This is a genomic window from Microbacterium galbinum (assembly GCF_023091225.1).
In the GTDB taxonomy this organism is placed as follows: Bacteria; Actinomycetota; Actinomycetes; order Actinomycetales; family Microbacteriaceae; genus Microbacterium; species Microbacterium galbinum.
Genome location: NZ_JAHWXM010000001.1, coordinates 381,068 through 406,857, shown reverse-complemented (window position 1 = coordinate 406,857; position 25,790 = coordinate 381,068). Strand labels below are relative to the sequence as shown.

General features: G+C 69.2%; 27 protein-coding genes and 4 tRNA genes. 20 read left to right on the top strand and 11 right to left on the bottom strand.

The genetic code is table 11. From position 1 onward, the window contains the following. Positions 1 to 23 precede the first annotated feature (23 nt). Genes KZC52_RS02050 through KZC52_RS02035 form a run of 4 tightly spaced genes read left to right on the top strand, consistent with a single transcriptional unit; the run spans position 24 to position 3,460 of the window. Complete coding sequence (locus KZC52_RS02050) at positions 24 to 866, top strand: DUF4397 domain-containing protein (RefSeq protein WP_247622405.1); 843 nt, start codon at positions 24 to 26, stop codon at positions 864 to 866. Then, positions 866 to 2,023, top strand: a complete 1,158-nt coding sequence (locus tag KZC52_RS02045) for a family 8 glycosyl hydrolase (RefSeq protein WP_247622404.1) — start codon at positions 866 to 868, stop codon at positions 2,021 to 2,023. The genes KZC52_RS02050 and KZC52_RS02045 overlap by 1 nt, the downstream gene beginning before the upstream one ends. Continuing rightward, positions 2,023 to 2,649, top strand: a complete 627-nt coding sequence (locus tag KZC52_RS02040; protein ID WP_247622403.1) for a class F sortase — start codon at positions 2,023 to 2,025, stop codon at positions 2,647 to 2,649. Before KZC52_RS02045 ends, KZC52_RS02040 begins: the two co-directional genes overlap by 1 nt. 19 nt (positions 2,650 to 2,668) lie before the next feature. Beyond that, a complete protein-coding gene (locus KZC52_RS02035; RefSeq protein WP_247622402.1) occupies positions 2,669 to 3,460 on the top strand; it encodes a polyprenol monophosphomannose synthase in 792 nt (263 codons plus the stop codon). A 72-nt stretch (positions 3,461 to 3,532) separates the two neighbouring features. Here the strand turns inward: KZC52_RS02035 and KZC52_RS02030 are convergent. From KZC52_RS02030 to KZC52_RS02020, 3 genes are all read right to left on the bottom strand, one after another. Beyond that, positions 3,533 to 3,604: transfer RNA gene (locus tag KZC52_RS02030), tRNA-Val, on the bottom strand. Positions 3,605 to 3,630: 26 nt separating this feature from the next. Beyond that, a tRNA-Cys gene (locus KZC52_RS02025) sits at positions 3,631 to 3,701 on the bottom strand. A 54-nt stretch (positions 3,702 to 3,755) separates the two neighbouring features. After that, positions 3,756 to 3,828, bottom strand: a tRNA-Gly gene (locus KZC52_RS02020). Between the two features lie 151 nt (positions 3,829 to 3,979). Between KZC52_RS02020 and KZC52_RS02015 the strand changes: the two genes are divergently transcribed. From KZC52_RS02015 to KZC52_RS01985, 7 genes are all read left to right on the top strand, one after another. Next, positions 3,980 to 4,052 (top strand) — tRNA-Val (locus KZC52_RS02015). Between the two features lie 130 nt (positions 4,053 to 4,182). After that, complete coding sequence (locus tag KZC52_RS02010) at positions 4,183 to 4,971, top strand: helix-turn-helix domain-containing protein (protein WP_247622401.1); 789 nt, start codon at positions 4,183 to 4,185, stop codon at positions 4,969 to 4,971. 105 nt (positions 4,972 to 5,076) lie between these two features. Further along, entirely contained in the window at positions 5,077 to 6,042 is a 966-nt protein-coding gene (locus tag KZC52_RS02005; protein WP_247622400.1) for an ABC transporter substrate-binding protein, read from the top strand. Further along, positions 6,039 to 6,929, top strand: coding sequence for a siderophore-interacting protein (locus KZC52_RS02000; RefSeq protein ID WP_247622399.1), 891 nt, complete (start codon positions 6,039 to 6,041; stop codon positions 6,927 to 6,929). Before KZC52_RS02005 ends, KZC52_RS02000 begins: the two co-directional genes overlap by 4 nt. Positions 6,930 to 6,939: 10 nt before the next feature. Beyond that, positions 6,940 to 7,968, top strand: a complete 1,029-nt coding sequence (locus tag KZC52_RS01995) for an iron chelate uptake ABC transporter family permease subunit (protein WP_247622398.1) — start codon at positions 6,940 to 6,942, stop codon at positions 7,966 to 7,968. Further along, positions 7,965 to 9,029 carry a FecCD family ABC transporter permease gene (locus KZC52_RS01990; protein WP_247622397.1) on the top strand — a complete coding sequence of 355 codons (1,065 nt, stop codon included), beginning with the start codon at positions 7,965 to 7,967 and terminating at the stop codon, positions 9,027 to 9,029. The genes KZC52_RS01995 and KZC52_RS01990 overlap by 4 nt, the downstream gene beginning before the upstream one ends. Further along, entirely contained in the window at positions 9,026 to 9,865 is an 840-nt protein-coding gene (locus KZC52_RS01985) for an ABC transporter ATP-binding protein (protein WP_372491551.1), read from the top strand. Before KZC52_RS01990 ends, KZC52_RS01985 begins: the two co-directional genes overlap by 4 nt. Positions 9,866 to 9,874: 9 nt before the next feature. Here the strand turns inward: KZC52_RS01985 and KZC52_RS01980 are convergent, their stop codons facing one another. Next, positions 9,875 to 10,651, bottom strand: a complete 777-nt coding sequence (locus KZC52_RS01980) for an SDR family NAD(P)-dependent oxidoreductase (protein WP_247622396.1) — start codon at positions 10,649 to 10,651, stop codon at positions 9,875 to 9,877. An 85-nt stretch (positions 10,652 to 10,736) separates the two neighbouring features. Between KZC52_RS01980 and KZC52_RS01975 the strand changes: the two genes are divergently transcribed. The 3 genes from KZC52_RS01975 (at position 10,737) to KZC52_RS01965 (ending at position 13,823) form a co-directional block, all read left to right on the top strand. Beyond that, positions 10,737 to 11,288, top strand: coding sequence for a TetR/AcrR family transcriptional regulator (locus KZC52_RS01975; RefSeq protein ID WP_247622395.1), 552 nt, complete (start codon positions 10,737 to 10,739; stop codon positions 11,286 to 11,288). A 24-nt stretch (positions 11,289 to 11,312) separates the two neighbouring features. Continuing rightward, positions 11,313 to 12,362: a 2,3-butanediol dehydrogenase gene (locus KZC52_RS01970; RefSeq protein ID WP_247622394.1), complete on the top strand. Its 1,050-nt coding sequence runs from the start codon at positions 11,313 to 11,315 to the stop codon at positions 12,360 to 12,362. A 132-nt stretch (positions 12,363 to 12,494) separates the two neighbouring features. After that, positions 12,495 to 13,823, top strand: a complete 1,329-nt coding sequence (locus tag KZC52_RS01965; RefSeq protein WP_247622393.1) for a flavin monoamine oxidase family protein — start codon at positions 12,495 to 12,497, stop codon at positions 13,821 to 13,823. 28 nt (positions 13,824 to 13,851) lie between these two features. Here KZC52_RS01965 and KZC52_RS01960 read toward each other — a convergent pair whose 3' ends face one another. Further along, positions 13,852 to 15,156, bottom strand: a complete 1,305-nt coding sequence (locus KZC52_RS01960; protein ID WP_247622392.1) for an ABC transporter permease — start codon at positions 15,154 to 15,156, stop codon at positions 13,852 to 13,854. Continuing rightward, complete coding sequence (locus KZC52_RS01955; RefSeq protein ID WP_247622391.1) at positions 15,153 to 15,854, bottom strand: ABC transporter ATP-binding protein; 702 nt, start codon at positions 15,852 to 15,854, stop codon at positions 15,153 to 15,155. Before KZC52_RS01955 ends, KZC52_RS01960 begins: the two co-directional genes overlap by 4 nt. A 154-nt stretch (positions 15,855 to 16,008) precedes the next feature. Between KZC52_RS01955 and KZC52_RS01950 the strand changes: the two genes are divergently transcribed. Then, positions 16,009 to 17,196: a histidine kinase gene (locus KZC52_RS01950; RefSeq protein ID WP_247622390.1), complete on the top strand. Its 1,188-nt coding sequence runs from the start codon at positions 16,009 to 16,011 to the stop codon at positions 17,194 to 17,196. Next, positions 17,193 to 17,861 (top strand): response regulator transcription factor, encoded by a 669-nt coding sequence (locus tag KZC52_RS01945; RefSeq protein ID WP_247622389.1) that lies wholly within the window; start codon positions 17,193 to 17,195, stop codon positions 17,859 to 17,861. The genes KZC52_RS01950 and KZC52_RS01945 overlap by 4 nt, the downstream gene beginning before the upstream one ends. 70 nt (positions 17,862 to 17,931) lie before the next feature. On the opposite strand, the gene KZC52_RS01940 is transcribed toward KZC52_RS01945, so the two are convergent. The 4 genes from KZC52_RS01940 to zapE all read right to left on the bottom strand — a co-directional run bounded on the left by KZC52_RS01940 (position 17,932) and on the right by zapE (position 21,380). Further along, entirely contained in the window at positions 17,932 to 18,315 is a 384-nt protein-coding gene (locus KZC52_RS01940) for an SPW repeat domain-containing protein (protein ID WP_247622388.1), read from the bottom strand. An 81-nt stretch (positions 18,316 to 18,396) separates the two neighbouring features. Further along, entirely contained in the window at positions 18,397 to 18,951 is a 555-nt protein-coding gene (locus KZC52_RS01935) for a type II toxin-antitoxin system PemK/MazF family toxin (protein WP_247622387.1), read from the bottom strand. Positions 18,952 to 18,983: 32 nt separating this feature from the next. Continuing rightward, on the bottom strand, positions 18,984 to 20,222 hold the full coding sequence (locus KZC52_RS01930) for an ammonium transporter (protein WP_247622386.1): 1,239 nt from the start codon (positions 20,220 to 20,222) through the stop codon (positions 18,984 to 18,986). A gap of 114 nt (positions 20,223 to 20,336) precedes the next feature. Further along, complete coding sequence (zapE, locus tag KZC52_RS01925; RefSeq protein WP_247622385.1) at positions 20,337 to 21,380, bottom strand: cell division protein ZapE; 1,044 nt, start codon at positions 21,378 to 21,380, stop codon at positions 20,337 to 20,339. A gap of 130 nt (positions 21,381 to 21,510) precedes the next feature. On the opposite strand from zapE, the gene KZC52_RS01920 reads away from it, so the two are divergent. Together KZC52_RS01920 and KZC52_RS01915 are read left to right on the top strand one after the other, a co-directional pair. Next, on the top strand, positions 21,511 to 22,404 hold the full coding sequence (locus KZC52_RS01920; RefSeq protein ID WP_247622384.1) for a sulfurtransferase: 894 nt from the start codon (positions 21,511 to 21,513) through the stop codon (positions 22,402 to 22,404). Positions 22,405 to 22,423: 19 nt separating this feature from the next. Continuing rightward, entirely contained in the window at positions 22,424 to 22,855 is a 432-nt protein-coding gene (locus KZC52_RS01915) for a SufE family protein (protein ID WP_247622383.1), read from the top strand. Here KZC52_RS01915 and KZC52_RS01910 read toward each other — a convergent pair. Next, positions 22,839 to 23,993 (bottom strand): alpha/beta hydrolase family protein, encoded by a 1,155-nt coding sequence (locus KZC52_RS01910; RefSeq protein WP_247622382.1) that lies wholly within the window; start codon positions 23,991 to 23,993, stop codon positions 22,839 to 22,841. The genes KZC52_RS01915 and KZC52_RS01910 overlap by 17 nt on opposite strands. A gap of 25 nt (positions 23,994 to 24,018) precedes the next feature. On the opposite strand from KZC52_RS01910, the gene KZC52_RS01905 reads away from it, so the two are divergent. Further along, positions 24,019 to 24,600, top strand: a complete 582-nt coding sequence (locus KZC52_RS01905) for a DUF3000 family protein (protein ID WP_247622381.1) — start codon at positions 24,019 to 24,021, stop codon at positions 24,598 to 24,600. Continuing rightward, positions 24,593 to 25,786, top strand: a complete 1,194-nt coding sequence (locus tag KZC52_RS01900; protein ID WP_247622380.1) for a ribonuclease D — start codon at positions 24,593 to 24,595, stop codon at positions 25,784 to 25,786. Before KZC52_RS01905 ends, KZC52_RS01900 begins: the two co-directional genes overlap by 8 nt. Positions 25,787 to 25,790 lie beyond the last annotated feature (4 nt).

The following is a 25,790-nucleotide window of genomic DNA, read 5'->3' as shown; positions in this document are numbered from 1 at the left end:
GACCCATTCAGAAGGAGAACATCATGAACACCTCACGATTCCCGCACCTGAAGGCGACCCTGGCCACGAGCGCGACCGCGCTTCTCGTGCTCACCGCGGCACCCCTGGCCGCCACCGCGGCCGACGGCACCTCACCGAGCTCGACGGCCCCGACCGCGACCACGGAACAGGCCGGTTGGCTGCGCCTGGGCCACCTGTCCCCCGACACGAAATCCGTCGATGTGCGCGTCTCGGCGGTCAGCGGCGGATCGACGCTGTTCGAGCTCAACGGCGTCGGGTACGGCGATGTGTCGGGTTACGAGGAGCTGCCGGCGGGTACGTACACCGTCAGCATGGTTCCCGCCGGCGCCTCCGGCTCGAGCGTGCCGGTGATCTCCGAGACCGTCACCATCGACTCGGGCACTGCCACCACCGTCGCCGCCTACGGCCCGACGAACGATCTGCAGGTGCGTTCCTTCGACGACGACCTGAGCGAGCCGGCCGCCGGTTCCGCGCGCATCCGCCTCATCCAGGCGTCGACGATCACCCCCGAGGTCGACGTCACGACCGCCCAGGGCGATGCGATCGCCCAGGACGCGAAGGCGGGATCGGCCACCGGCTACGCGGAGATCCCCGCGGGCGACTGGTCGCTCGAACTCGCCGGCGACGGCGTGGCCGACACCGCAGAGGTCTCGGTGGAGCCGGGCAGCGTCACGACCCTGTTCGTTCTCGACACGGCGAACGGCGGCCTGACGATCCTGCCGATCCTCGACAGCGCTTCGGTGGGCGACGTGCCCGACGGCGGAGTCGACACCGGCGGCGGGTACCTCTCGTCGACGGCGGGCCTCCTGCTCGCCGCGTCGAAGGCCCTGGACGCGGTGCTCTGATGCGCCGCTCCGCACTGGTCGGCATCGCAGCGGGTGCCGTCGTCGTGACCGCCGGCACCGCAGCACTCGCCATCGGGCTGAGTTCGTCCGATCACGGGCCTCCGGCGTCCGACACCGAGGCGACGTCCACGCCTCTCCCGGCCGACGGAGCAGAAGCGCCCGAGCTCGACGCCGCGGAACTCGCGACCTCGTTCCTCGACGAATGGGTCGAGGACGGGCGCGTCGTCCGGCACGACGAGGGCGGCGACACCGTCAGCGAAGGACAGGCCTACGGCCTGTTCGCCGCGGTCATCGCCGACGACGAACAGCGGTTCGATGAGATCTGGGCGTGGACGCAGGACGAACTCGTCCGTTCCGACGGGCTGATGGCCTGGCGATGGGACGACGGAGCCATCGTCGACGACGAACCGGCCTCGGATGCCGACCTCGACGCCGCCCGGGCGCTCGTCCTCGCCGGTGACAGATTCGGACGCGACGACCTGCGCGAGGATGGCGTCGATCTGGCGACGGTCATCGCTGATCGGATGACAGTGGTCACCGAACGTGGTCGCATCCTGTTGCCCGGACTCTGGGCCGCAGAGCGCGAACCGTACGCATACAACCCGAGCTACGCCTCCCCCGTGGCCTACGAGGTGCTCAGAGCGGCGACGGGCGACCCCCGGTGGGATGAGCTGCAGGCGGGAAGTGCTTCCGTGACCGACGAGATCCTGACCGCGACCGATCTCCCGCCCGACTGGGCGCAGGTCCACGTCGACGGGCTCATCGAACCAATGCCGGGCCCGCTCGGCGAGGGCGACCCCGTGCAGTACGCCTTCGATGCGCCCCGCCTCATGCTGCGCTACGCCGAGTCGTGCACCGCGAGCGATGTCGCGCTGGCCGCGCTGCCGTTGACGACCCTCGATCGCGAGAGCGAGCTGTCGTCGCGACTCGACCTGGGCGGTGGATCACTCGCCTCCGAGGAATCGGCCTTCGGGTACACCGCTCGGGCGGCATCCGCGTATGCATCCGGTGACGATGTGGCGGCGACCCTCGATCTCGAGAAGGCTGCCCAACTGTCGGCCGAGTATCCGACGTACTACGGCAACGCGTGGGTGATGCTGTCGACGGCGATGCTCAGCGACGATTCCCTCGGCGGGTGCGGAAAGCGGGCGGCCTGATGCGTCGGCTCCGCACGTGGAACGTGCTCGCGGCCGCGGGCGCCGTGGTGCTCGCGCTCGCGCTGAGCGCATGCGGGGCGCCCGGGGAACCGACCGAGCCCGCAACCACGCCGTCGGCGAACGACGGATCCTTCTCGGCGGGAGAGCTGCAGGATCCGGCCGAGCCCGAGATGCACGCCGCGGATGCCGTTCCGATACGCGTCCAGATTCCGGCCATCGGCGTCGATACGACGCTGGAGGACCTCGCGCTCGACTCCGAGGGACGTCTGGGGGCGCCGGTCGACTACGACATGGCCGGCTGGTACGCCGAGGGCGTCGTCCCCGGGGCCATCGGACCCGCGATCATCGCCGGGCACGTCGACTCCCCCAGCGCCCCCGCGGTGTTCGTCGCCATCGGCGACCTGGTCGCCGGCGACGAGATCGTCGTCACCCTCTCGGACGGTGCCGCGCTGACCTTCTCGGTCACCGGTACGGCTCAATCCGCGAAGGCCGAGTTCCCGACGGCATCCGTCTACAGCAACGTCCCGACCCCCGAACTGCGTTTGATCACCTGCGGCGGGGTGTTCGACTCGTCAACGGGTCACTACCTCGACAACCTCATCGTCTTCGCCGAACTCCGCCGTTGACCCCTCGAAAGGACACACCGTGAACGAGACCCTGGTCATCATCCCGACCTTCAACGAGATCGAGAACATCGAGTCGATCGTCGGTCGCGTGCTGGCGGCGGCCGATGCCGACATCCTGATCGTCGACGATGCCTCCCCCGACGGGACGGGCGACCTCGCGGATGCCCTCGCGACCCGCCACTCGGAGGTGCACGTCCTGCACCGTACCGAGAAGAACGGTCTGGGTGGCGCGTATCTCGCGGGCTTCGCCTGGGGACTCGAACGGGACTACTGGGCCCTGGTCGAGATGGACGCCGACGGGTCGCATCGTCCCGAAGAGCTGCCCAAGCTCGTCGATCAGCTCATCGACCACGATCTCGTCCTCGGCTCACGCTGGGTACCGGGAGGTGAGGTCGTCAACTGGTCGCGCCATCGCGAGATCCTCAGTCGAGGCGGCAATCTCTACGCGCGGTTGGCGCTTGGGATCGACGTACGCGACTCGACGGGCGGCTACCGCGTCTTCAGCGCCGCCGCGTTGCGACGGATCGATCTGCTCCACGTCGCCTCGCAGGGGTACTGCTTCCAGGTCGATCTGCTGTGGCGCGCGTTGGAGCGCGGCCTGCGCGTCGTCGAGGTTCCGATCACCTTCGTCGAGCGCGTGCACGGCGAGTCGAAGATGAGCGGAGCGATCGTGACGGAGTCGCTGTCGCTGGTGACCTGGTGGGGACTGCGGCGACGTCTCACCGCACTCGCGCTCTTCCTCCGCCATGGGAGGAAGCTGCGCTCGGTGCGGGCACTGTCGCATCGGATGCTCCCGCCCGTGCGCCCCTGACGGGGCGCGTCGGTCGGCCCGACGCAGAAACGAAGAAGCCCCCGGATCTCTCCGGGGGCTTCTTCTGTGGTGTGCGCGATACTGGGATCGAACCAGTGACCTCTTCCGTGTCAGGGAAGCGCGCTACCGCTGCGCCAATCGCGCCTATGAAGGCTATTCAGTTCTCAGTGAGGTGGCGACGGGATTCGAACCCGTGTAAACGGCTTTGCAGGCCGGTGCCTAGCCGCTCGGCCACGCCACCGTGTGGATTGACCCCACGTGCGGAAGGCCTTCCGAAGAAGACCCTCTGCACTCGAGCGGATGACGAGACTCGAACTCGCGACCCCAACCTTGGCAAGGTTGTGCGCTACCAACTGCGCTACATCCGCATTTCGTTCCCGGTTGTCCCGGGCACTTATGAAACATTAGCCGATGATCCGCGACTGTCCAAACCGGAAGCGAATCTCGCGCGTGTCTCGCCGGATGGTCATCACGGCCCGCGCGCGTCCGGTAGTATCGTTTCTCGACCCCCTGGGTCATGGGCGATTGGCGCAGTTGGTAGCGCGCTTCCTTCACACGGAAGAGGTCATCGGTTCGAGTCCGGTATCGCCCACACATCACAGCCCCGCACGTCGCCTCGACGGAGCGGGGCTTCTTCGTTCCGCCCCGCCCCCTCGGCGAGACGAGCGCCGTGCTAACTTAGGGTGTCCTAATCTGCCCACGGGAAGGCAAGCGGAGGCTTCATGTCGCTCACCGATACCGACTCCGAGGAGAGCGTCGTCTGGCGCATCGGAACGAACGAGTTCGACGTGGTCGACGGGGCCGCTTGGGACACCCACACCCACCCCGATCGTCACGAACTGCTCTGGGGGGCGCGAGGCGTTCTCACCGCCGAGACCGAGCACGGACACTTCGCCATCCCCGCCACGCAGGGTCTCTGGATTCCCGCCGAGACGTCCCATCGCGTGATCGCCGCGGCCGGCACCTCGTTCCGCTGCACCTTCATCGACGGCGACATCGCCTCCCCCTCGCCGCGCACGACCGCGGTCGCCCTGCCCGACGTGATGCGCGCCGTGCTCGACCGACTCGAGGCTCCGCCGTACCTCGCTGCGGGACCGCGCCTGCATGCGGAGGAACTCGTGGTCAGCCTGCTCGAACCCGTCGAAGCATCCGTCGTCGACCTTCCCCTCCCCCTCGACCTGCGTACCCGAGCGATCGCCGAGGCGCTGCTCTCCGACCCCGCCGACGATCGCTCGATCGAGGAGTGGGGGCATCACGTGGGCGCCAGCGCGCGGAACCTCTCGCGCCTGTTCGTCGCCGAGACCGGCCTGAGCTTCTCCACCTGGCGCACCCGAGCACGCATGCGCCGCGCCATCGAGTGGCTCTCCGCCGACTACACGGTCGCGCACGTGAGCCGGCGCTCCGGCTACGCGACGCCGAGTGCGTTCGTGCAGGCCTTCCGCCGGGAAGTCGGGCGCACGCCCGGCGAGTACGCCGCGCGACGCGACGAGGATTCCGCGAAGTCGGCGTGACCTCGACACGGTGTGGCATCTCCGCGACATCGGACGGATCCATACTGGGTAAGCCGAGCCTTACCTAAGCCCCGGCTCCCCGATCCTCTTCCGGAAGACCCTCCCATGCGCTCCACGCCCGTGTCCCTCGTCGCGCTCGCAGCGACCTGCCTTCTCCTGACCTCGTGCGCCGCTTCCTCCGCCGGCGGCTCCTCCACCGCGGACGACACGGTGGAGCTCACGACTCCGACCGGCGTCGACATCACGATCCCGGCCGAGCCGACGGCGGCACTCGGCTTCTACACGACCGACCTCGACATCCTCATCACGCTCGGTTTCGACCTCGCCGGCACACAGCCGATCCGCGACGACTTCACGGCCTTCCCCGACTTCTTCCCTCAAGAGGAACTGGAGGGGCTGGAGACCTTCGGGAACTTCCCGGAGTTCAACCTGGAGGCCGTGCTCGAGGCCGAACCGGACTTCATCCTCAGCGGCCTCGGCTACGAGGAAGACCTCGACGGGCAGCTCCAGAAGATCGCACCGACCTACACGTACAACGCATTCGACGGGGGCGACTGGCGAGACGTCGTCGCGAAGGCCGCGACCGATCTCGGACGCGAGGAGCAGTGGCAGGAGTGGGTCGACCAGTACGAGGCCCGCATCGCCGACATCCGCTCCCGCCTCGACGCCGCCGACATCCACCCCGTCGTCGCAGACGTCGGCTACTGGGACGGTCAGGTCACGACGTCCTGCTACGGCGTGCCCTGCCTCGTCTTCGCCGACCTCGGTCTGGAGATGGCGCCCCTGATGAACGCGACGGAGGACGGCCTGCCCGCGAGCGACGAGTACGCGGAACTGAGCCCCGAGCAGCTCGGACAGCTCGAGGGCATCGACGTCGTGTTCACCGGAGCCGAAGAGGATGGCACCGTCTGGGTCGAGGAGGACGAGGCCCTGCAGCAGAACGCGATCTGGCAGAACCTCTCGTTCGTCCAGAGCGGCGAGTACTACCCCTACAACTACGAGATGATCTACGGCTCCCCCAGCGGCATGGACGCGTTCCTCACCGTCGTCGAGAAGGCGCTCCTCGGATGACCGTCAACCTCGTGCACCGCATCGTGGTGCAGCGCGTCGAACGGCTGAGCCCGGGCATGATGCGGATCGTCTTCGGGGGCGAAGGTCTCGATGGATTCGTGACCACCGGGGTGGGCGATGAGTACTTCCGCGTCTTCTTCCCGACCGAGGGGCAGATCGAGCCGAACCTGCCGTTCCCGACCGACGACGGCTACTGGGACTTCCCGGAGGGTGTGGATCCGGCCCCGATGCGCACGTACACGGTGCGGGACTGGGATGCCGCGGCGCGCGAGCTCACCATCGACTTCGTCGTGCACGACGGGGGGATCGCGGCGGCGTGGGCCCTGCGCGCCCAGCCGGGTGACGTGCTCGGGGTCAACACGCCGAAGGCGCTCTACGCGGCCCCCGCCGACATCGAGTGGCAGCTTCTGATCGCCGACGCCACCGGCCTGCCGGCGGCCGCTCGCCTCGCCGAGAACGCGCCGAGCGGCGTCCGTACCCGCGTGGTCGTCGAGGTCGCGACGGCCGAGGACGAGCTGTCCCTGACCACCCCGGACGGAGTGGAGCTGCACTGGGTGCACGGCGGCAACGGGCACGGTCCCACGCGCATCGAGGAGATCCTGCGCGCGGCCGAGCTTCCGACGGGGCGCGGGTACGTCTGGGTCGCCGGTGAGACGAAGGCCACGCGCGGCGTGCGCAAGCACCTCCGCCACGACCTGAAGCTCCCGGCGACCGACTACAAGGTCCTCGGCTACTGGACCGAGAACGCCGAAGCCTGGCGGGAGCGCTACGAATCCCTCGACGAGGGCACCCACGCGCGACTCATGGCGATGTGGAATGACGACGGCCGCTCCGAGGAGGAGATCGAGGACGCCTACGACGCTGAGCTGGAGAAGCTCGGGCTGTGAGGTGCGCGGTATGACCTCGACGCTCGTCGAGGAGAGAGCACCGCAGGTTTCGGGGGCACGCCGCGGCCTGGTGGTGCTCCTCCTCGCCGGCGCGCTCGCGCTCGTCTGCGTGGCGAGCGTGCTGTTCGGCTCGCAGCGGATCTCTCCGGCCGACGTCTGGCACGGCCTCACGGTCGGCACGGGTGACGCCGGGGCCATCGTGCAGGGCATGCGCGTCCCGCGCACGATCGTCGGCCTCGCGGTCGGCGCAGCGCTGGGCATCGCCGGAGCACTGATCCAGGGCTTCACCCGCAACCCGTTGGCCGATCCCGGCGTCCTGGGGGTGAATGCGGGAGCGAGCCTGGGCGTCGTGATCGGCGTCGCCTTCTTCGGCGTGAGCGCCGCGAGTGGATACATCTGGTTCTCGTTCGCCGGCGCGATCGCGGCGACGGTCCTCGTGTACCTGATCGGTTCGGCAGGCCGCACCGCCCCGGATCCGTTGCGGATGACGTTGTCCGGTGTCGCGCTCGGCGCCGTGATGGGCGGCGTCGTGGCGGCGATCGGTCTCCTCAACCCGAGCGTCTTCGACCGGATGCGCAGCTGGAACGCGGGCTCGCTCACCTCGCTCACCTCGGACGTCTACGCCGTGCTGCCCTTCGTGTTCATCGGCCTCGTCCTCGCCTTCTGCCTCGCGCCGTCGCTCAACGCTCTCGCGCTGGGCGACGATCTCGCGACCGCCCTCGGATCCCGTGTCGCGCTCACGCGTGTGCTCTCGATCGTGGCGGTGACACTGCTCTGCGGTGCGGCCACCGCCGCGGCCGGTCCGATCGCCTTCGTCGGCCTGATGGTGCCGCACGCCGTGCGCTGGTTCGTCGGGCCTCATCAGGGCTGGATCCTCCTCGGCACTGTCTTCGCCGCCCCGCTGCTGCTTCTCACCGCAGACGTGGCGGGGCGGCTCGTGCTCCGCACGGGCGAGCTGCCCGTCTCCGTCGTGACGGCGGTCATCGGCGCCCCGGTCCTCATCGCCCTCGTGCGTCGTCGGAAGGTGAGCGGGCTGTGAGCGCCGACCTCCTGACCGCGCCGGTGGATGCCGGCCGCCGCGTCTTCACGCCGCAGACGTCCTTCTTCTCCCGACGCATCGGTGTGCGGGCGACGATCGTCGCCCTCGCCGCCACGGCGCTCGCGATCGCGATCGGCGTGTTCGCGCTCACCCTGGGCGACGCGGTCTTCAGTGCGGGTGAGGTCGTCGCGACGCTCCTCGGCTTCGGGGAACCCCGGGCCGAGCTCGTGATCATCGAGTGGCGGCTCCCGCGAGTGCTGGGCGCACTCGTCTTCGGCGCTGCGCTCGGCATCGGCGGCGCGATCTTCCAATCGCTCACGCGCAACCCTCTGGGCAGCCCCGACGTGATCGGCTTCGACGCCGGGGCCTACACCGGCGCGTTGATCGTGATCACGACGTTCGGCGTCAGCGTCGCATCGACCGCCGCCGCCGCGCTCGTCGGCGGCACCGCGACGGCACTGGTCGTGTACCTGCTGGCGTTCCGCCGCGGGTTCACCGGGTTCCGGCTCATCATCGTCGGCATCGGAATCGCGTCGATGCTCGCCTCGGTGAACACCTGGATCGTCCTCAACGCGAACCTGAACGTCGCCCTGCTCGCCAGCGCCTGGGGCGCCGGCTCGCTCAACCTCATCACGGCAGAGCAGGTCGGCATCGCCGCGTGCGTGATCATCCCGATCGCGATCGCGGTCGCGATGCTCGCCGATCGTCTCCACATGCTCGAGCTCGGCGACGACGCGGCGACCGCCCTCGGGGTGCGCACCGGAGGGGTGCGTCTGACGCTCGTGATCCTCGGCGTGGGACTCACCGCGGTCGTCACGGCGATGGCGGGACCGATCGCCTTCATCTCGCTCGCCGCACCCCAGATCGCCCGCCGCCTCACCGGTTCGGCGAGCGTCACGCTCACGGCATCCGCCGCTCTCGGCGCACTGCTGCTGGTCGCGAGCGATGTGCTCGCGCAGCGGCTGTTCGCCCCGACCCAGATCCCGGTCGGCCTCGTCACCGTCTGCCTCGGCGGCGTCTACCTGGTCTGGCTGCTCGTCCAGGAAGCGAGAAGACGATGACCGAGAAGACGATGACCGAGAAGACGATGACCGAGAAGACGAAGACGACGACCGAGACCCTCACCCGCGCCCGCCTGCAGGGCGCCGACCTCACGATCGGCTACGACGGCCGCGTGGTGTCTGCGCATCTCGACGTCGAGATCCCCGCGGGCTCGTTCACGGTCATCGTCGGCCCGAACGCCTGCGGCAAGTCGACGCTGCTGCGTGCGCTCGCGCGTCTGCTGCGCCCCACGACCGGGCAGGTGCTGCTTGACGGTCGAGCGATCTCGGACCTGCCGACGAAGGAGATCGCGCGGCGACTCGGGTTGCTCCCCCAGACGTCGCTCGCCCCGGACGGCATCCGCGTCTCGGACCTCGTCGCCCGCGGTCGACACCCCCACCAGACGATCCTCCGCCAGTGGTCGCACACCGACCAGGCCGCCGTGGCCGCCGCCCTCGCGGCGACGGGCACGACCGAGCTCGCGGGGCGTCTGGTCGACGAGCTCTCCGGCGGACAGCGCCAGCGCGTCTGGGTGGCGATGCTGCTCGCGCAGGAGTCGCCGACCATGCTGTTGGACGAGCCGACGACGTTCCTCGACATCGCGCACCAGTACGACCTGTTGCGCCTGTTCCATGGCCTCCACGCCGAGGGACGCACGGTCGTCGCCGTGCTGCACGATCTCAACCAGGCCGCGCGCTTCGCCGATCACATGATCATGATGCGCGATGGCGAGATCGTGGCGTCCGGGGATCCGTCGACGATCGTCACGGCCGAGCGGGTCGAGGAGGTCTTCGGACTCGCCTGCTCCGTGATCCCCGACCCGCACGCCGGGACGCCCCTGGTCGTGCCGCTGTGAGCCGTCGGCTCAGCCCATGAAGGGGCGCAGGTCCGGGTAGCCGGTCGTCGCCCACGCACCGTCGACGACGATGTTCTCTCCGTTGACGTACGACGCGTCGGCCGACGCGAGGAACAGCGCGACGCCCGCGATCTCGTCGGGATCGGCGGCGCGCTTCGCGGGGATGCGATCCAGATAGGTGTCCATGACTCCCGAGACGGCCAGCAGTCCGCCCGTGAGCGGCGTGGCGACCAGGCCGGGCGAGATCGCGTTCACCCGGATGCCCTGCTCGGCGAGCTCGAGCGCGGCGTTCTTCGTGAGCATCACGACACCGGCCTTCGCGGTCGAGTACCCGGCACCGGAATGCATCGGCACCTGGGAGTTCAACGATGCGATGTTCACGATCGAACCCGTGCCGCCCTGGGCGAGGAACTGCTTCGCGCCGAGCTTCGTGCCCAGGAACGCGCCGTAGAGGTTCAGCTTGATGTTGAAGTCCCAGGTCGCGAGATCCATGTCGATGACGCGGCCCGGCTTCGAGCCGCCGGCGACGTTGTACACCGCATCGATCCGGCCGAATCGTTCGACGGCGGCGGCGAAGAGCGCTTCCATCGACTGCTCGTCGGTGACATCGGTGCGCAGGCCCGCCACGTTCTCGCCGAACGTCTCGGTGGCGGCGGCCACGGCATCCGCGTTGATGTCGGCGACGAACACCTTCGCACCCCGATCGACCAGGCGGCGCGTGATCGCCGCTCCGATCCCCGACACTCCGCCGGTGACGACCGCGACGCTGTTCTCGAACCCTGACATGACTTCCTCTCTGCGGCACCGTCGTGGTGCCGTCCTTTCCGCCACGTTACGCCTTATCTGACACATGTCGGATAAACTGGGCGACATGGATGCACGGGCGCGACGTTCACGGGAGCACCTCCGTGACGCCGTCCTCGATCTGGCCGGACGGATGCCGATCGCCGACGTGACCGCCTCCGCGATCTGCACTGCGGCGGGTGTGACCCGCGACACCTTCTACCGCCATGCCGAGAGCCCCGTCGACCTCCTCGCCGACGCCCTCTCGTCCGAGATCGCCGAAGCGATGGAGATCCTCCCGCGCGCCGACGCGATCGGTGACGGCGAGCGGGCACTGCTCGAGCACGTCCTCCGCCGCGCGGACGTCTACCGCGGCGCGATGCACCCCCTGCTCGCCGCTCCCGTGCGCAGCAACCTCGAGCGGTCCATCCGGTCGGGCCTCGAACTCTGGGTGCACCTTCACCCCGACATCGTGCCCCCTGACTTCCGCGACGATCCCGCGGCGATGGCGATCGCGTTCGCCTACGCCGCCGCCGGCACCGTGGGTTCCATCGAGGAGTGGCTGCGCAGCGGCGACGACGACATCGACCGCGCCGTGAGGCTCATCCTCGCGGCGTCCCCGGAGTGGTGGCTGCGCTGACGGCCGCCGGAAAAGGAGAGAAACATGAAGGCCGCAGTTTTCCACGCGCAGGAGGACCTCCGCATCGAGGAGGTCGCGGATCCCTCCCCCGGACGCGGGCAGGTCAAGCTGCGCAACGCCTTCGCGGGCATCTGCGGCTCCGACCTGCACGTCTACTACACGCCGGAGGCAGCGGGCCTCGACTTCGAACACCCGCATCCGCTGACCGGGTCGACCCTCCCCCAGATCCTCGGACACGAGTTCTCGGGCACGGTCGTCGAGCTCGGCGAGGGCGTCGACGGAATCTCGGTCGGAGACCGGGTGGCCGTCTGGCCGATCTACTACTGCGGTGACTGCGCTGCATGCCGCCACGGCATGTACAACGCGTGCCAGAAGATCGGGTTCCACGGTCTGAGCTCGGACGGCGGCGGCATGGCCGAGTTCACGACCGTCGACGCGTCGAAGCTGCACGTGCTTCCCGAGAACGTCGACCTGCGTCTCGGCGCCCTGGTCGAGCCGATGGCGGTCGCGTGGCACGCCGTCTCGCGCAGCGGCGTGGAGTCGGGGGGAACCGCCCTCATCGCCGGTGCCGGCCCCATCGGCATCGGCGTGTGGTTCGCCCTCAAAGCCCGTGGCATCGAGAAGGTGCTCGTGTCCGAGCCCAGCTCCGATCGACGCGCGATCATCGCGGCGCTCGGCGCCACGGTCGTCGACCCGGTGACGGAGGACCTCGGCGCGGCCGTCACCGCTCTGACCGACGGCGATGGCGTGGACGTGGCGTTCGATGCCGCCGGCGCCGGCCCCGCCATCACCTCCTCGCTCGCGAGCCTCGTGCCGGGTGGCCGTGTCGTCGTCGTCGCGATCCACGAGCGCACGATGGACTTCCTGCCGACCCAGCTGGTGATGGCCGAGACCGAGATCGCCGGCGCGCTGGCGTATCTCCCCGAGGACTTCGACGCGGTCATCGCCGCGATGGCCGCAGGCGTGTACGACACGACCGGATGGGTGAAGGACGTACCGCTGGATGGCGTCGTGGATGCGATCCACGCACTCCGTGGCGGCGCCGGGGCGAAGATCCTCGTCCAGTCGGCCTGACGCGCACCTCAGGGCGATGGCCGGGACCCGACGCGATCGGTCCGGCCATCGCCCTGAGCTCTTCCATCGGTGGGGTCCGACTGACTAACGTCGGGATCACCCCCTGCGATGCCCTCCGGCGAAGGAGCCCTCATGCACACCTCTGACGCGATCGTGATCGGTGCGGGAATCGCCGGCCTCTCTGCCGCGCGACTTCTTCGGGCGGAGGGCTTGAGCGTCGTCGTCCTCGAGGCGCGGGACCGCATCGGCGGCCGTGTGACGACCGATCGCTCCGCCGGCCGGGTCACGGATCTCGGCGCCTCCTGGATCCACGGCATCGACGGCAGCCCGGTCGCGGCCGCGGCGACCGCCTTCGGCATGCGCACGCAGGAGTTCACGGTCGGGGGCTACCAGCCCGACAGCCGTCCGATCGCTCACTACGGCCCCGACGGCATCCGTCTGTCCGACGCGGATGCCCGTGCCTACGTCGCCGACATCCGTGCGGTGGATGCGGCGCTCCGCGACGCCATCGCCGTGTCGGCGGCCGATGCGTCGTATCGCGATGTGACGGAGGCCGCACTCGCGATGCAGGGATGGAACGCCGACCGCACGCAGCGGGTGCGCGAGTACCTCGAGCACCGCGCCGAGGAGCAGTACGGCGCGTGGATCGAGGACCTCGCCGCTCACGGGCTCGACGACGACACGATCGACGGCGACGAGGTCGTCTTCCCCGACGGGTACGACAGCCTCGCGACGCATCTGGCGGAGGGGCTCGACGTACGGCTCGACCACCCCGTCTCCCGTGTCGAGTGGTCGGCGGAGGGCGTGGTCGCCACCACATCGCACGAGGTCTTCCGCGCGACGGCGGCGGTACTCACGGTGCCGGTCGGGGTGCTGCAGTCCCCCGCACTGGTGATCGACCCTGCGCTGCCCGAGCCGAACGCCGGAGCGCTGTCGCGCCTGCGCATGAATGCGTTCGAGAAGATCTTCCTCCGCTTCCCCGCGCGGTTCTGGGACGACGGCGTCTATGCGATCCGCCAACAGGGGCCCGAGGGCCGATGGTGGCACTCCTGGTACGACCTCACCGCACTCGACGACGAGCCGACGCTGCTCACCTTCGCCGCGGGGCCGGCGGCGCAGGAGACGCGGGACTGGGATGACGATCAGGTCGTGGAGTCGGTGCTCGCGCAGCTGCGCCGGCTGTTCGGCGCCGACGTGCCGGCCCCCGTTGCGGTGAATCGCACGCACTGGCAGGACGATCCGTTCGCCCACGGTGCCTACGCGTACATGACGCTCGGCTCGACGACCGCCGATCACGACGACCTGGCGACCCCGATCGGAGGCGTGCTGCACATCGCCGGAGAGGCGACCTGGACCGATGACCCGGCGACCGTGCCCGCCGCGCTCCTGTCGGGGCACCGCGCGGCGGCCCGGGTCCTCGGGCGCGAGCTCGCGGTCGAGCGGCTGTGGTCCCGGCCGTGAGCCACGGACCACAGCCACCGACCGCACCTCACTCGTAGCGCAGGGACTCGACGGGGTCGGCTCGCGCTGCCCGGGCGGCGGGCAGGGTCCCGGCGAGGAAGGCGATCACCATCACGAGGGCGATGATCGACAGGATCGAGACCGGATCGAAGGCGATGAGGGTCAACCCCGGCAGGTCCGCGAGGAGGCCGTCGGCCAGGACCGCGCTGATCCCCGCGCCGGCGAGCATCGCGATCCCGACGCCGATCGCGCTTCCGAGGAACCCGAGGAAGGCGGCCTCGAGGCTGAACAGACCGAACACGCGTCCCGAGCCCATGCCCATCGCCTTCATCAGCCCGATCTCGCGCGTGCGCTCCTGAACCGACATGTACAACGTGTTCACGATGCCGAACGCGGCGGCCAGCAGGGCGATGATCGCGAAGGCGTTGAGCACGAGCACGATTCCGTCGATGACGGTGGTGATGGTGCCGAGCTGGTCGGCCACGGTCGTCCCGGTGAATCCGGCATCGGCCAGACGGTCCTTCAGCGCCTGGATCTCGTCGTCCGTCGCGTCGGGTGCGAACCGCACCGTCGCCGACGCGAAGCGGTCGACCTGATCCGCGGGCAGGCCGGTCGTCTGGGCTTCGACGAGCGCGTCGCTCATCGATCGGTTCACGAGGATGCTCGAGCCCGTTGGGCTTGCGAGCGCCTCCTCGGTGATGCCGACGACGGTCGCGTTGATCGTGTGCGAGGTGCGCGCCGCATCCGTGATCCCCAGCGTGACCGTGGAGCCGAGCGCATCGTCGTTGTCCGCGAACCCGAGGGCATCGACGTAGGCGGCGGGCAGCGCGACCTCCGTCTCCGACGCGTCGTCGTCGGGATCCGTTCCGGCGGCGAGCACGGTCGTCTGCCCCGGGATGAGGCTCCCGACCGAGGCGACGAACGGCGTGCCGTCGCCGGCCCGGATGAAATCGGGGGTGATCGTGCGTGTGGGGTCCACGCGCACGACGCCATCGATCCCCTCGATCTCGGCGACGTCGTCGGGATCGAGCGCGATCACCGTCTGCCCGGGGATGCCGCTCGAGACCGCGTCCGGGTCGTACTCGCGCGGTTCCCCGCCGGTCGCGCCCGGCACCGTCGCCGCATCGTCCGCCGACCGCGTGACGCTCATCGCGTCGGCGGCGCCGACCCCCGAGACCGTGTCGTCGATGTACCGATTGATTCCGGTGCCGAGGCCGCCGGTCAGAGCGAGCGTGAAGGCTCCGACGAAGATCGCCAGGATGGTGAGGATCGTGCGGGTCTTCGCTCGGAACGTGTTCGAGATCGCCGATCCGACGAGGTCCGCGGCCCTCATGCGGCGACCTGCTCTTCGCTCTCGTCGACGATGCGCCCGTCGCGGATGACGATCCGCCGATCGCAGCGCGCCGCGAGATCCTCGTCGTGGGTGACGACGATCAGCGTGATACCGTGCTCGCGGTTGAGTCCGAACAGGATGTCCTCGACCACGGCGCCCGTCGCGCTGTCGAGGTTGCCGGTCGGCTCGTCGGCGAAGATGATGCGCGGATTGTTCACCAGTGCCCGCGCGATCACGACGCGCTGCTTCTGACCTCCGGAGAGGTCCACCGCCCGGTTGCGCGCCTTGTCGGCGAGGTCGAGCTGCTCGAGCGCGGCCATGCCGCGCCGGCGGCGCTCGCCCGCCCGGACGCCCGCGATCTTGAGGGGCAGCACGACGTTCTCGAGCACGCTGTTGCCGCCGGTGAGGAAGAACTGCTGGAAGACGAAACCGAACGTCTTGTTGCGCGTGCGGTTGAGCTGAGCGCCTCGCAGGCGAGCCGTCTGCACACCCTCCAGAGCGATCGTTCCGGTGTCCGGAGCATCGAGCAGGGCGAGCAGGTGCATGAGGGTGGATTTTCCCGATCCGCTCTTGCCGACGATCGCGATCGATTCCCCTTCGCCGACGTCGAAGCTCACCCCCTTGAGCGCATCGAAGCGGGTCGGGCCACGCCCGTAGGACTTGTGGACATCCCTGATCTGAAGAAGGGGTGCGGGCATCGGAGAACTCCGTTCGGATCGACGGATATCAGCGTCCCTCTCGCGCCGGGGTCCGCACATCCCTCGATCGCGTTCCGCATGTACCGCGTCCGCGGTACTCCCGATGACCCGGGCGACCGACGCGACGGCGGCCGTTCCACGGCAGACTGAGGGGATGGCAGAGCACACCGACGTTCCCGAGGCGCCCGCGGATCCGCGCCCGCGGATGCCGGTATGGCTCCCCGACGTGCTCGTCGCTGTCGTCGTGCTCGTCTTCGCCCTGGCACCGACTCCGATCCCCGACTTCCGCCCGACGAGCGTGCTCTCCCTCGTCCTCGTGCTCCTCCCCCTCGCGATCGTCCCCTGGCGACGGCGGTGGCCGCTCCTGACGCTCGCCGCGCTCCTGGTCAACTTCGGCGCCGCAGCCGCCACCGGCATCCTGTCGCCCGGTATCGGCATCGCGATCGGCCTCGCGATGTACCAGGTCACCCTGCGCACCATCCGTCGACGCGCGCTGCTGATCGCGGCGTGCGCCGTCGTCGCCGTGATGCTGTTGTCCCTGCTCTCGGCGATCGGCTCCGTGTACGACCCGCGGGCGTTCCAGTTCGGGCTGATCGTGGCGCTCTCGACCGCCCTCGGCGACGCGGCGCGCTCGCGGCGCGACTACATCTCCGCCATCACCGAGCGGGCGGAACGCGCGGTGCGCAGCCGAGAGTCCGAAGCCCAGCGGCGCGTGAGCGAGGAACGACTGCGGATCGCCCGGGATCTGCACGACGCGGTCGCGCACCAGATCGCGGTCATCAGTCTGCAGGCGGGAGTCGCGACCTCGGTGATCGACGATCGCCCGGAGAAGGCCAAGCAGGCGTTGGCGACGATCCGCGGCGCCGCGCGCAGCGTGCTCGGCGAGATCGGAGACCTCATGTCGATGCTGCGCACGGCCGACGTCGGCGACGGGAGCACCGGCCCCCAGGCCGGCACCGACCGCATCGACGAGCTCGTCCACCAGTTCGCGTCGTCCGGATTGGAGGTGACGGTGCGCACCGAGGGCGACCTCGACCGCGTCACCGGTGCGACCGGGCTCGTCGCCTACCGCGTCGTCCAGGAGGCACTCACGAACGCGCACAAGCACGGCACCGAGCATCGCGCCCACCTCCTGCTCCGCGCCGACGACGACGGCCTCGCGATCACGGTCACCAATCCGACGACCGCGTCGCCCTCACCAGGCGGCAGCGAGTCCCCCGGTCTCGGTCTCCTCGGCCTTCGCGAGCGCGTGACCTCCGTGCGAGGCACGGTCGACGCAGGACCCGACGGCGGCAGCTGGAAGATCCGCGCCTGGATGCCGCGGTCGAAGGAGCAGTCATGATCCGCGTTCTCATCGTCGACGACCAGGCACTGATCCGACAGGCGGTCGCCGACATCCTCGGCGCGCAGGACGACATCGACGTCATCGGGCTTGCCGCGAACGGGCGGGAGGCGATCGACTTCGTGTCGGCGCATCGGCCGGACATCGTGATCATGGACATCCGGATGCCCGTGCTCGACGGCATCGAGGCGACCGCGCAGATCTGCCGGGCGCCGGGTCTCGAGGGCGTCCGCGTGCTCATCCTGACCACCTTCGAGGAGGACGAGTACCTCGTCCAGGCGCTTCGTGCGGGCGCCAGCGGCTTCATCGGCAAGGGCGCCGAGCCCGACGACATCCCGCGCGCCGTGCGCTCCGTGCACGCCGGCGACGCCCTGCTCTCCCCGTTGGCGACCCGCGCACTCGTCGACCGCTTCGTCGCGATGCCGGTCCGAGGAGCGCCGGCACCGGGAGTCGCCGAGCTCGATTCGCTCACCGAACGCGAGCGAGAAGTGCTGCTGATGGTCGCTCGGGGTCGCTCCAACCAGGAGATCGCGGAAGAGCTGTTCATCTCGCCGCACACCGCCAAGACCCACGTGAACCGCATCATGACCAAGGTCGGAGCGCACGACCGTGCCCAACTCGTGATCCTCGCCTACGAGAGCGGTCTGCTCGTTCACGGCGGCTGAGGGCCGTTCCTCCGCCGCGCACGAGAGCGCCCCTCCCGCTCAGAACAGGAGGGGCGCCGTCGTCCGCGCGTCAGGCTCGGGCGGCCCGCGGCGTGGTCTGGGGCTGCGGCTGCGAGAACAGCACGACGATGATGACCGTCACGCCCACGACGACGTGCGGCAGCCAGACGTTGAGCGCTTCTCCGGAGAAGCCGAAGATCCACGGCGAGAGGGCGAGGAACAGGCTCGCGACGATGTCGAAGACGAGGTGCACGGGCATGGGGATGAACCCGAAGGGTCCCCATTCGTACTTCGTGAACAGGCTGTAGACGATGAGGCCGACACCGAGCACGATCGGGATGATTACCGCTGCGCCACCGACGGCGGCGAATCCGAACAGCCACGGTGCCGCGATGAGTGCGATGCCGACGACGTAGTCGAGGACTCCGTGGACCTTCGTGGGGATGAAACGCATGATGCCTCCTTGTGCGGGAACCGCGGGAGCGGCTCATGCAAGGAGTTCGACACCCCGGCGCAAACGGATTGGAGGAATCTCCTACCGGTCGGCGCGCCAGCCGTAGCGCCGCTGGAGGGCGGCGGCGACCCGGTCGAAGCGCGCACGCGCGAGCACGGCGGCCTCGCGGCGCATACCCGCATCGTGGACGCTGTAGAGCTGCTCGACGTCGACCCAGGACTCCCGCCCCTGGGAGTCCCACTCCCCCGATCCGATCGACAGGTAGTCGCGATCGCCGTCGTGGGAGCGGCTGGTCATCCGCACGGCGAACACCCGATCCGAGGATTCCCGGCCGATCACGAGCACCGGGCGGTCCTTGCCCCGCCCGTCGCCCTCCTCGTAGGGCACCCAGGTCCAGATGATCTCCCCGGCATCGGGAGCGCCATCGCGATCGGGCGCGTAGCTGATGACGACGTCGTCGAGGTGCGCGGGATCGAGGCGCACGGTCTCGACCCCGCGGGTGCGCCCGGCATCCGTTCTCGACGCCTTCAGCACGGCCGAACGTCCCGGCTCCTTGCGGGGCCGGGACGTTCGGGGTGTCAGTGCGTCGAGCAGCGCTTGCGCGATCGTGACGAGGATGCTCCTGGATGAACTCACACGTTCACACTACGTCGCTCGCGCTCGGGCGATCAGGCGTTGGTGAGCGCGTAGCCCTCCTCGCCGTGGACGACGGAGTCGACACCGGCGATCTCGTCCTCGCTCGTGACGCGGAAGCCGATCGTCTTCTCGATCGCGAAGCCGATGATGAAGGCGACGACGAAGGAGTAGATCAGCACGCCACCTGCGGCGATGGCCTGGACGGCCAGCAGGCGCCAGTCACCACCGGTGAACATGCCCTGTCCGGTGGCGAAGAAGCCGAGGTAGAGGGTACCGATGAGGCCACCGACGAGGTGGATGCCGACGACGTCGAGCGAGTCGTCGAAGCCGAGACGGAACTTCAGCTCGACGGCCAGGGCGCAGACGACACCGGCGACGAGGCCGAGGACCAGTGCCCAGCCGGGCGTCAGGTTGGCGCAGGCGGGGGTGATGGCGACGAGACCGGCGACGGCACCCGAGGCGGCGCCGACCGAGGTGGGCTTGCCGTCCTTGATCTTCTCGATGACGATCCAACCGAGGATGGCCGCCGCCGTGGCGCCGAGGGTGTTGATGCCGATGAGTCCGACACCGCCCATGTCCTCCGACAGCCACTCCGCACCGGCGTTGAAACCGAACCAGCCGAACCACAGCAGAGCGGCACCGAGCAGCGTCAGCGGCACGTTGTGCGGCTTGAGGATGCCCTTCTGGAAGCCGATGCGCTTGCCGAGGACGAGAGCGAGGGCGAGGGCCGCGGCACCCGCGTTGATGTGCACCGCGGTACCACCGGCGTAGTCGATGACGGCGATGCCGCTGTCCTCGCCGAAGAGCGTGGTGCCGAGGTTCATGATCCAGCCGCCGCCCCAGACCCACGCGGCGATCGGGAAGTACCCGACCGTGGCGAAGATGCCGGCGAAGATCAGCCAGGAGCCGAACTTGGCGCGGTCGGCGATGGCGCCGGAGATCAGGGCGACCGTGATGATCGCGAAGGTCGCGCCGTACGCGACACCGAGAAGGGCGACGTTCGCGTCGGGGCCCTCGGACAGCGCCGAGAGACCGAAGTCGGCGAACGGGTTGCCCGCGAACTGCGTGGGGCTGTCGACCGCGCTCATCGAGTAGCCGAACAGGATCCAGAGCACGGCCACCAGTCCGATGGAGCCGAAGCTCATCATCATCATGCTGACCACGCTCTTCGCCTTGACCAGGCCGCCGTAGAAGAAGGCAACGCCGGGGGTCATGAGAAGAACGAGGGCGGTCGCGGTGATCGCCCAGGAGATGTTGCCGGGAGCATCCATGGAATACCTCACATCCGAGTAACTGAGAGCACCAGTGTGGCGATGCCCGGTTTCGGGAAGGCGCGAGGAGTGTTTCGCTCCGGTTACACCCGGCGTCGGTGTGTAACCATCGCGTTACGCGCGGCTGGAATGCGTCAGTGCATTCAGCCGCGAGATGGCGCGCAGGTACTTCTTGCGGTACCCGCCGCCGAGCATCTCCTCGGCGAAGACCTGGTCCAGCGATACTCCGGTCGCGGCGATCGGGATCTGCGCGTCGTAGACGCGATCGACGAAGGCGACGAACCGCAGCGCCTCGGACTGATCGGTGAGCACGCGCACATCGCGCAGCCCGACGAGTCGGAGGCCGTCGATCAGGCGGATGTACCGAGAGGGGTGCACGCGCGCCAGATGCGCGACGACCTCGTCGAACGCGTCGTCGGAGACCATCCCGGACTCGGATGCCGAGGCGATCGCCGAGGCGTAGTCCTCATCGGAGAGCACGATCGAGTGCCCGTCGATCGCCCGCTGACGGAAGTCGACTCCGTCGATCCGCATCGTCTGGAAGCTGTCCGACATCTGATGGATCTCGCGGAGGAAATCCTGCGCGGCGAAGCGGCCCTCGCCCAGAGCATTGGGCGGGGTGTTCGATGTGGCCGCGAGCTTCGTGCCCGAGGTGACGAGCTCGCCCAGCAGACGCGTCATGACCATCGTGTCGCCCGGGTCGTCGAGCTCGAACTCGTCGATGCAGAGGAGGTCGGCTCCGCGCAGCAGATCCACCGTGTTCTTGTACCCGAGGGCCCCGACCAGTGCGGTGTACTCGATGAAGGATCCGAAGTACTTCCGTCGGGCGGGCATGGCGTGATAGATCGACGCGAGGAGGTGCGTCTTCCCGACGCCGAAACCGCCGTCGAGGTAGACGCCGGGCTTGACCGCCGGCTCCTTCTTCGATCGGCTGAAGAACGACGCCTTCTTGACCGGCGCACCGCGCCCGGCGAAACGCAGGAGCGTCTCCTTCGCCTCCTCCTGGGAGGGGTACGACTCATCCGCGCGATAGCTGTCGAACGTCGCGCCGTCGAACTGCGGCGGCGGGACGAGGCTCGCGAGCATCTCGGGACCGGTGACGGTCGGCTGGCGGTCGCTGAGGCGCACGACGCCCGTGGTGCTCTGCGTGTCGGTCATTCGTTTCCTGTGTCGAAGTCTTACGAATCCGGCGCCTGCGGCACCGCGGGGAACTATCGTCGAAGCGACGGAACAACACTACGCCGTCGCCGCCCGCCCCCTTCACTCGCACATCCCCGAGGAGCATCCCGTGACCATCGAGTTCGACACGTCGTCCGCAAAGTTCGCCGAGTACTCCGAGCCCGGCCGGCTCGTCACCACGGAGTGGCTCGCCGCTCACCTGGGAGAGCCGGGGCTGGTCGTGGTGGAGTCCGACGAGGACGTGCTCCTGTACGAGACCGGACACATCCCCGGCGCGGTGAAGGTCGATTGGCACACCGAACTCAACGACCCGGTCGTGCGCGACTACGTCGACGGCGAGGGTTTCGCCGAGCTGCTGAGCCGCAAGGGCATCGCCCGTGACGACACGGTGGTCATCTACGGCGACAAGAACAACTGGTGGGCGGCGTACGCACTGTGGGTGTTCTCGCTGTTCGGTCACGAGGACGTCCGTCTGCTCGACGGCGGCCGCGACCGCTGGATCTCCGAGGGCCGCGAGATCACGCGCGAGGCCACGAACCGCCCCGCGGTCGAGTACCCGATCGTCGAGCGCGACGACACGCTCCTTCGCGCCTACAAGGAGGACGTGCTCGCCCACATCGGCAAGCCGCTCATCGACGTGCGCTCGCCCGAGGAGTACAGCGGGGAGCGCACGACCGCCCCCGCCTACCCCGAGGAGGGCACTCTGCGCGCCGGCCACATCCCCACCGCGCAGAGTGTGCCGTGGGCGAAGGCGGTCGCGGAGGACGGCGGGTTCAAGTCCCGCGCCGAACTCGACGCCATCTACCGCGACGGCGCCGGTCTCGCCGATGGCGACGAGGTCGTCGCGTACTGCCGCATCGGTGAGCGGTCCAGCCACACGTGGTTCGTCCTCAAGCACCTCCTCGGCTTCGAGAACGTGCGCAACTACGACGGCTCGTGGACCGAGTGGGGCAGCGCGGTGCGCGTTCCGATCGTGACCGGCTCGGAGCCCGGAGCGCTCTGAGCGTGTGACAATGACAGGGATGAGCGAAACGCACGTTCCTGAGACCCTCGCCGAGATCCGAGACGCCTTCCTCGACACGCCCGAGAGCGATCGGCTGCTGCTCCTTCTGGAGTTCGCGGACGAGCTCCCCGCGGTGTCCGAGGAGGTCGCGAACCATCCGGAGATGTGCGAACGTGTCGCCGAGTGCCAGTCCCCCGTGTACATCTACGTCGAGATCGTCGATGGCCGCGTCGTCATGCACGCCACCGCACCGCCGGAGGCGCCGACGACTCGGGGGTTCGCGAGCATCCTCGTGCAGGGCATCACGGGGCTCACGCCCGACGAGGTGCTGGCGATCCCCGAGGACTACCCGCAGGCGATCGGTCTGACCAAGGCCGTCTCGCCCCTGCGCATCGGCGGTATGACGGGAATGCTCATGCGAGCGAAGAAGCAGGTCAGGCAGAAGCGCTGAATCCCTGCGCCGCGAGCCAGTCGCGGATCGCTGCGGTCCACCCGGTCTCGTCGTAGTTCCAGATCTTGGTGTGGCGTGCCCCCGAGAAGACCGGCATCGTGACGAGGTCCGGGCGCGCATCCCGCAGGGCATGCGAGGCGTCCGCCGGCACGAAGCCGTCGTCGTCGCTGTGCAGGATGAGCGTGGGGGCGGCGAGCTCCTCGGCGCGAGCGACCATGTCGAGGCGGTCGAACGCTATCGCGTCCTCCGCCCCGCTCAGTCGCGCGGTCATCGGAAGGGACAGCGCCCCCATCGCCAATGCCGGAAGCGGTGCGCGGAGCCCCGCCTCTCGTGCCTGATAACGCAGTACGGTGCGCCAGTCGACCACCGGCGACTCGAGGATGAGCCCGGCGATGCGGTCGCGGTTGCCGGAGTTCACGGCCGTCTGCAGCGAGACGGCACCGCCCATCGACCAGCCCATCAGAATCACCCGCTCGGCTCCGTGCCGGAGGGCGTAGGCGATCGCGGCATCCACGTCACGCCATTCCGCGGCTCCGAGGGCATACGCTCCGCCGCGGCTTCGCGGGGCCTCGCCGTCGTTGCGATACGAGACCACGAGGTTCGGCAGCCCTGCGGCGTGGAGGACGGGCACCGCACGCAGGCACTCGGCCCTGGTCGTTCCACGTCCGTGCACCTGAATGACCCAGGTGCTCGACGCCGCGGGGAAGAACCACGCAGGGCAGGGTCCGGCGGGCGAACCGATGAGGACGTTGCTCCAGGGCAGATGCAGCTCCGACGGGGCCGAGTAGTACCAGCCGCTGAAACCGGCGTCGCGATCGACGCGCGCACCCGGCTCGATCTGGGTGAGGAGCTTGCGCCGCACGGTCGTGCTGTCGGCGCTCAGCACCGCACCCAGCTTGACGTATCCGTACGTTCCCGTCGTGTAGAGCCCGTAACGCCCGGGAAGCTCGGTGTCGAGCGTGCGAGCGAGCTCGATGGTCTGCGCGCCCGTGTCGACCGCGAGGATCTTCGTGTTGGGTCCGCTCCGGGTGGGCATTACGACCCGGCGGGCGATGCTCAGCACGAGCAGCGCGGACGCCGCTCCGAGTGCGAGCAGGACAGGGAGAAGGAGTGCAACGGCGTGCCTGAGACTCTTCATCGCTTCCTGACTCTAGCCTGTTGCCGTGACCGCACCCCCCGATGCCGGGACCCTCTTCGAGAACGCCGCCGCAGAACTGCGCGAGACGGCGTTCCGTGACGACATCACCGTGCGCGAGATTCCGACCCCGACCGGCCTCGCGCCCTTCGCTCTCGCGCTCGCCGCCGATGTCCGCCCCGACGACGACGGCGACTCCGTGTACGGAACGGGACGTTTCGTGCTGCTGCACGATCCGGACGAACCGGCGGGCTGGGGAGGATCGTGGCGGATCGTCATCTTCGCGCAGGCACCGCTCGAGACGGAGATCGGCACGGATCCGCTGCTCGCCGACGTCACCTGGTCGTGGCTCGTCGATGCCCTCGACTCCCGGGAGGCCCGGTACGGCGCAGCGTCGGGCACCTCCACCAAGACGCTGTCGAAGGGATTCGGGGGCCTCGCCCTCGAAGGGGACGGCGCACAGATAGAATTGCGGGCGTCCTGGACTCCGCAGGGCCCGTTCCGTCCGCACGTCGAGGCATGGGCCGAACTGGTCGGAATGCTGGCGGGTCTTCCGCCCGGTTCCGAGGGCATCGCCGTTCTCGGCGCGCGAAAGGCTGTACGTGACTGAATACTCCGTGATCTCGGATGCCGAGGAGTTCCGCGCCGCCTGCGCCGTGCTCGCGAACGGCACCGGACCGGTCGCCGTCGATGTCGAGCGCGCCTCCGGCTTCCGTTACTCCCAGCGCGCCTACCTCGTACAGGTCTTCCGCCGCGACGCCGGCGTGTTCCTTTTCGACCCGCCCGCCATCGGCGACCTCACGCCGCTGAACGCGGCGATCGGCGACGTCGAATGGGTCTTCCACGCCGCGAGTCAGGATCTCCCCTCGCTGCGCGAGCTCGACCTCGACCCGCACACGATCTTCGACACCGAGCTCGCCTCGCGCCTGCTCGGGCACGAGCGCGTGGGTCTCGCCGCCGTCGTCGAGCACACGCTCGGCATCACGCTGAAGAAGGAGCACTCGGCCGCGGACTGGTCGACGCGCCCCCTGCCGGATTCCTGGCTCGAGTACGCGGCCCTCGACGTGCTGCACCTGATCGACGTGCGCGATGCGCTCGCCCTCGAACTCGAGGAGCAGGAGAAGACTGCATTCGCCGCCGAGGAGTTCGCGGCGACCCTGAGTCGCGCACCCAAGCCGCCCCGCGAAGACCCCTGGCGCCGTCTGAGCGGACTGCACCAGGTGCGCGGTGCCCGCAATCTCGCCGTGGCGCGCTCCCTCTGGCAGGCACGCGAAGCATATGCGCAGGCCCAGGACGTCTCCCCCGGACGCCTCATCCCCGACCGTTCGCTGGTGGCGGCGGTCATGGCGAATCCGCAGAGCAAGCAGGCGCTCGCCGGTATCAAGGAGTTCCAGGGGCGCGCGAGCCGCACGCAGCTCGACCGCTGGTGGCAGGCCATCGTCGACGGACGGGCGACCGAGGAGCTGCCGCGCGAACGGGTTCCGAGCGACGCTTTGCCGCCCCCGCGCGCCTGGGCGGATCGCAACCCCGAGGCCGATGCACGCCTGAAAGCCGCGCGCCCCGTGGTCGAGGCGATCGCCGAGGAACTGCACATGCCGACGGAGAACCTGTTGACGCCCGAGTACCTCCGACGCGTCGCGTGGGCGCCCGCGGGAGACACCCCGGAAGCCATCGGCGGCGCACTGACGGCGCTGGGCGCGCGCACCTGGCAGGTTGAACAAACCGCACAGAAGATCGCCGCCGCTTTTGTAGAAGCAGCGCAACAGCCCGACGAGGCTCCCGCCACGGCTTCGTAGGTTC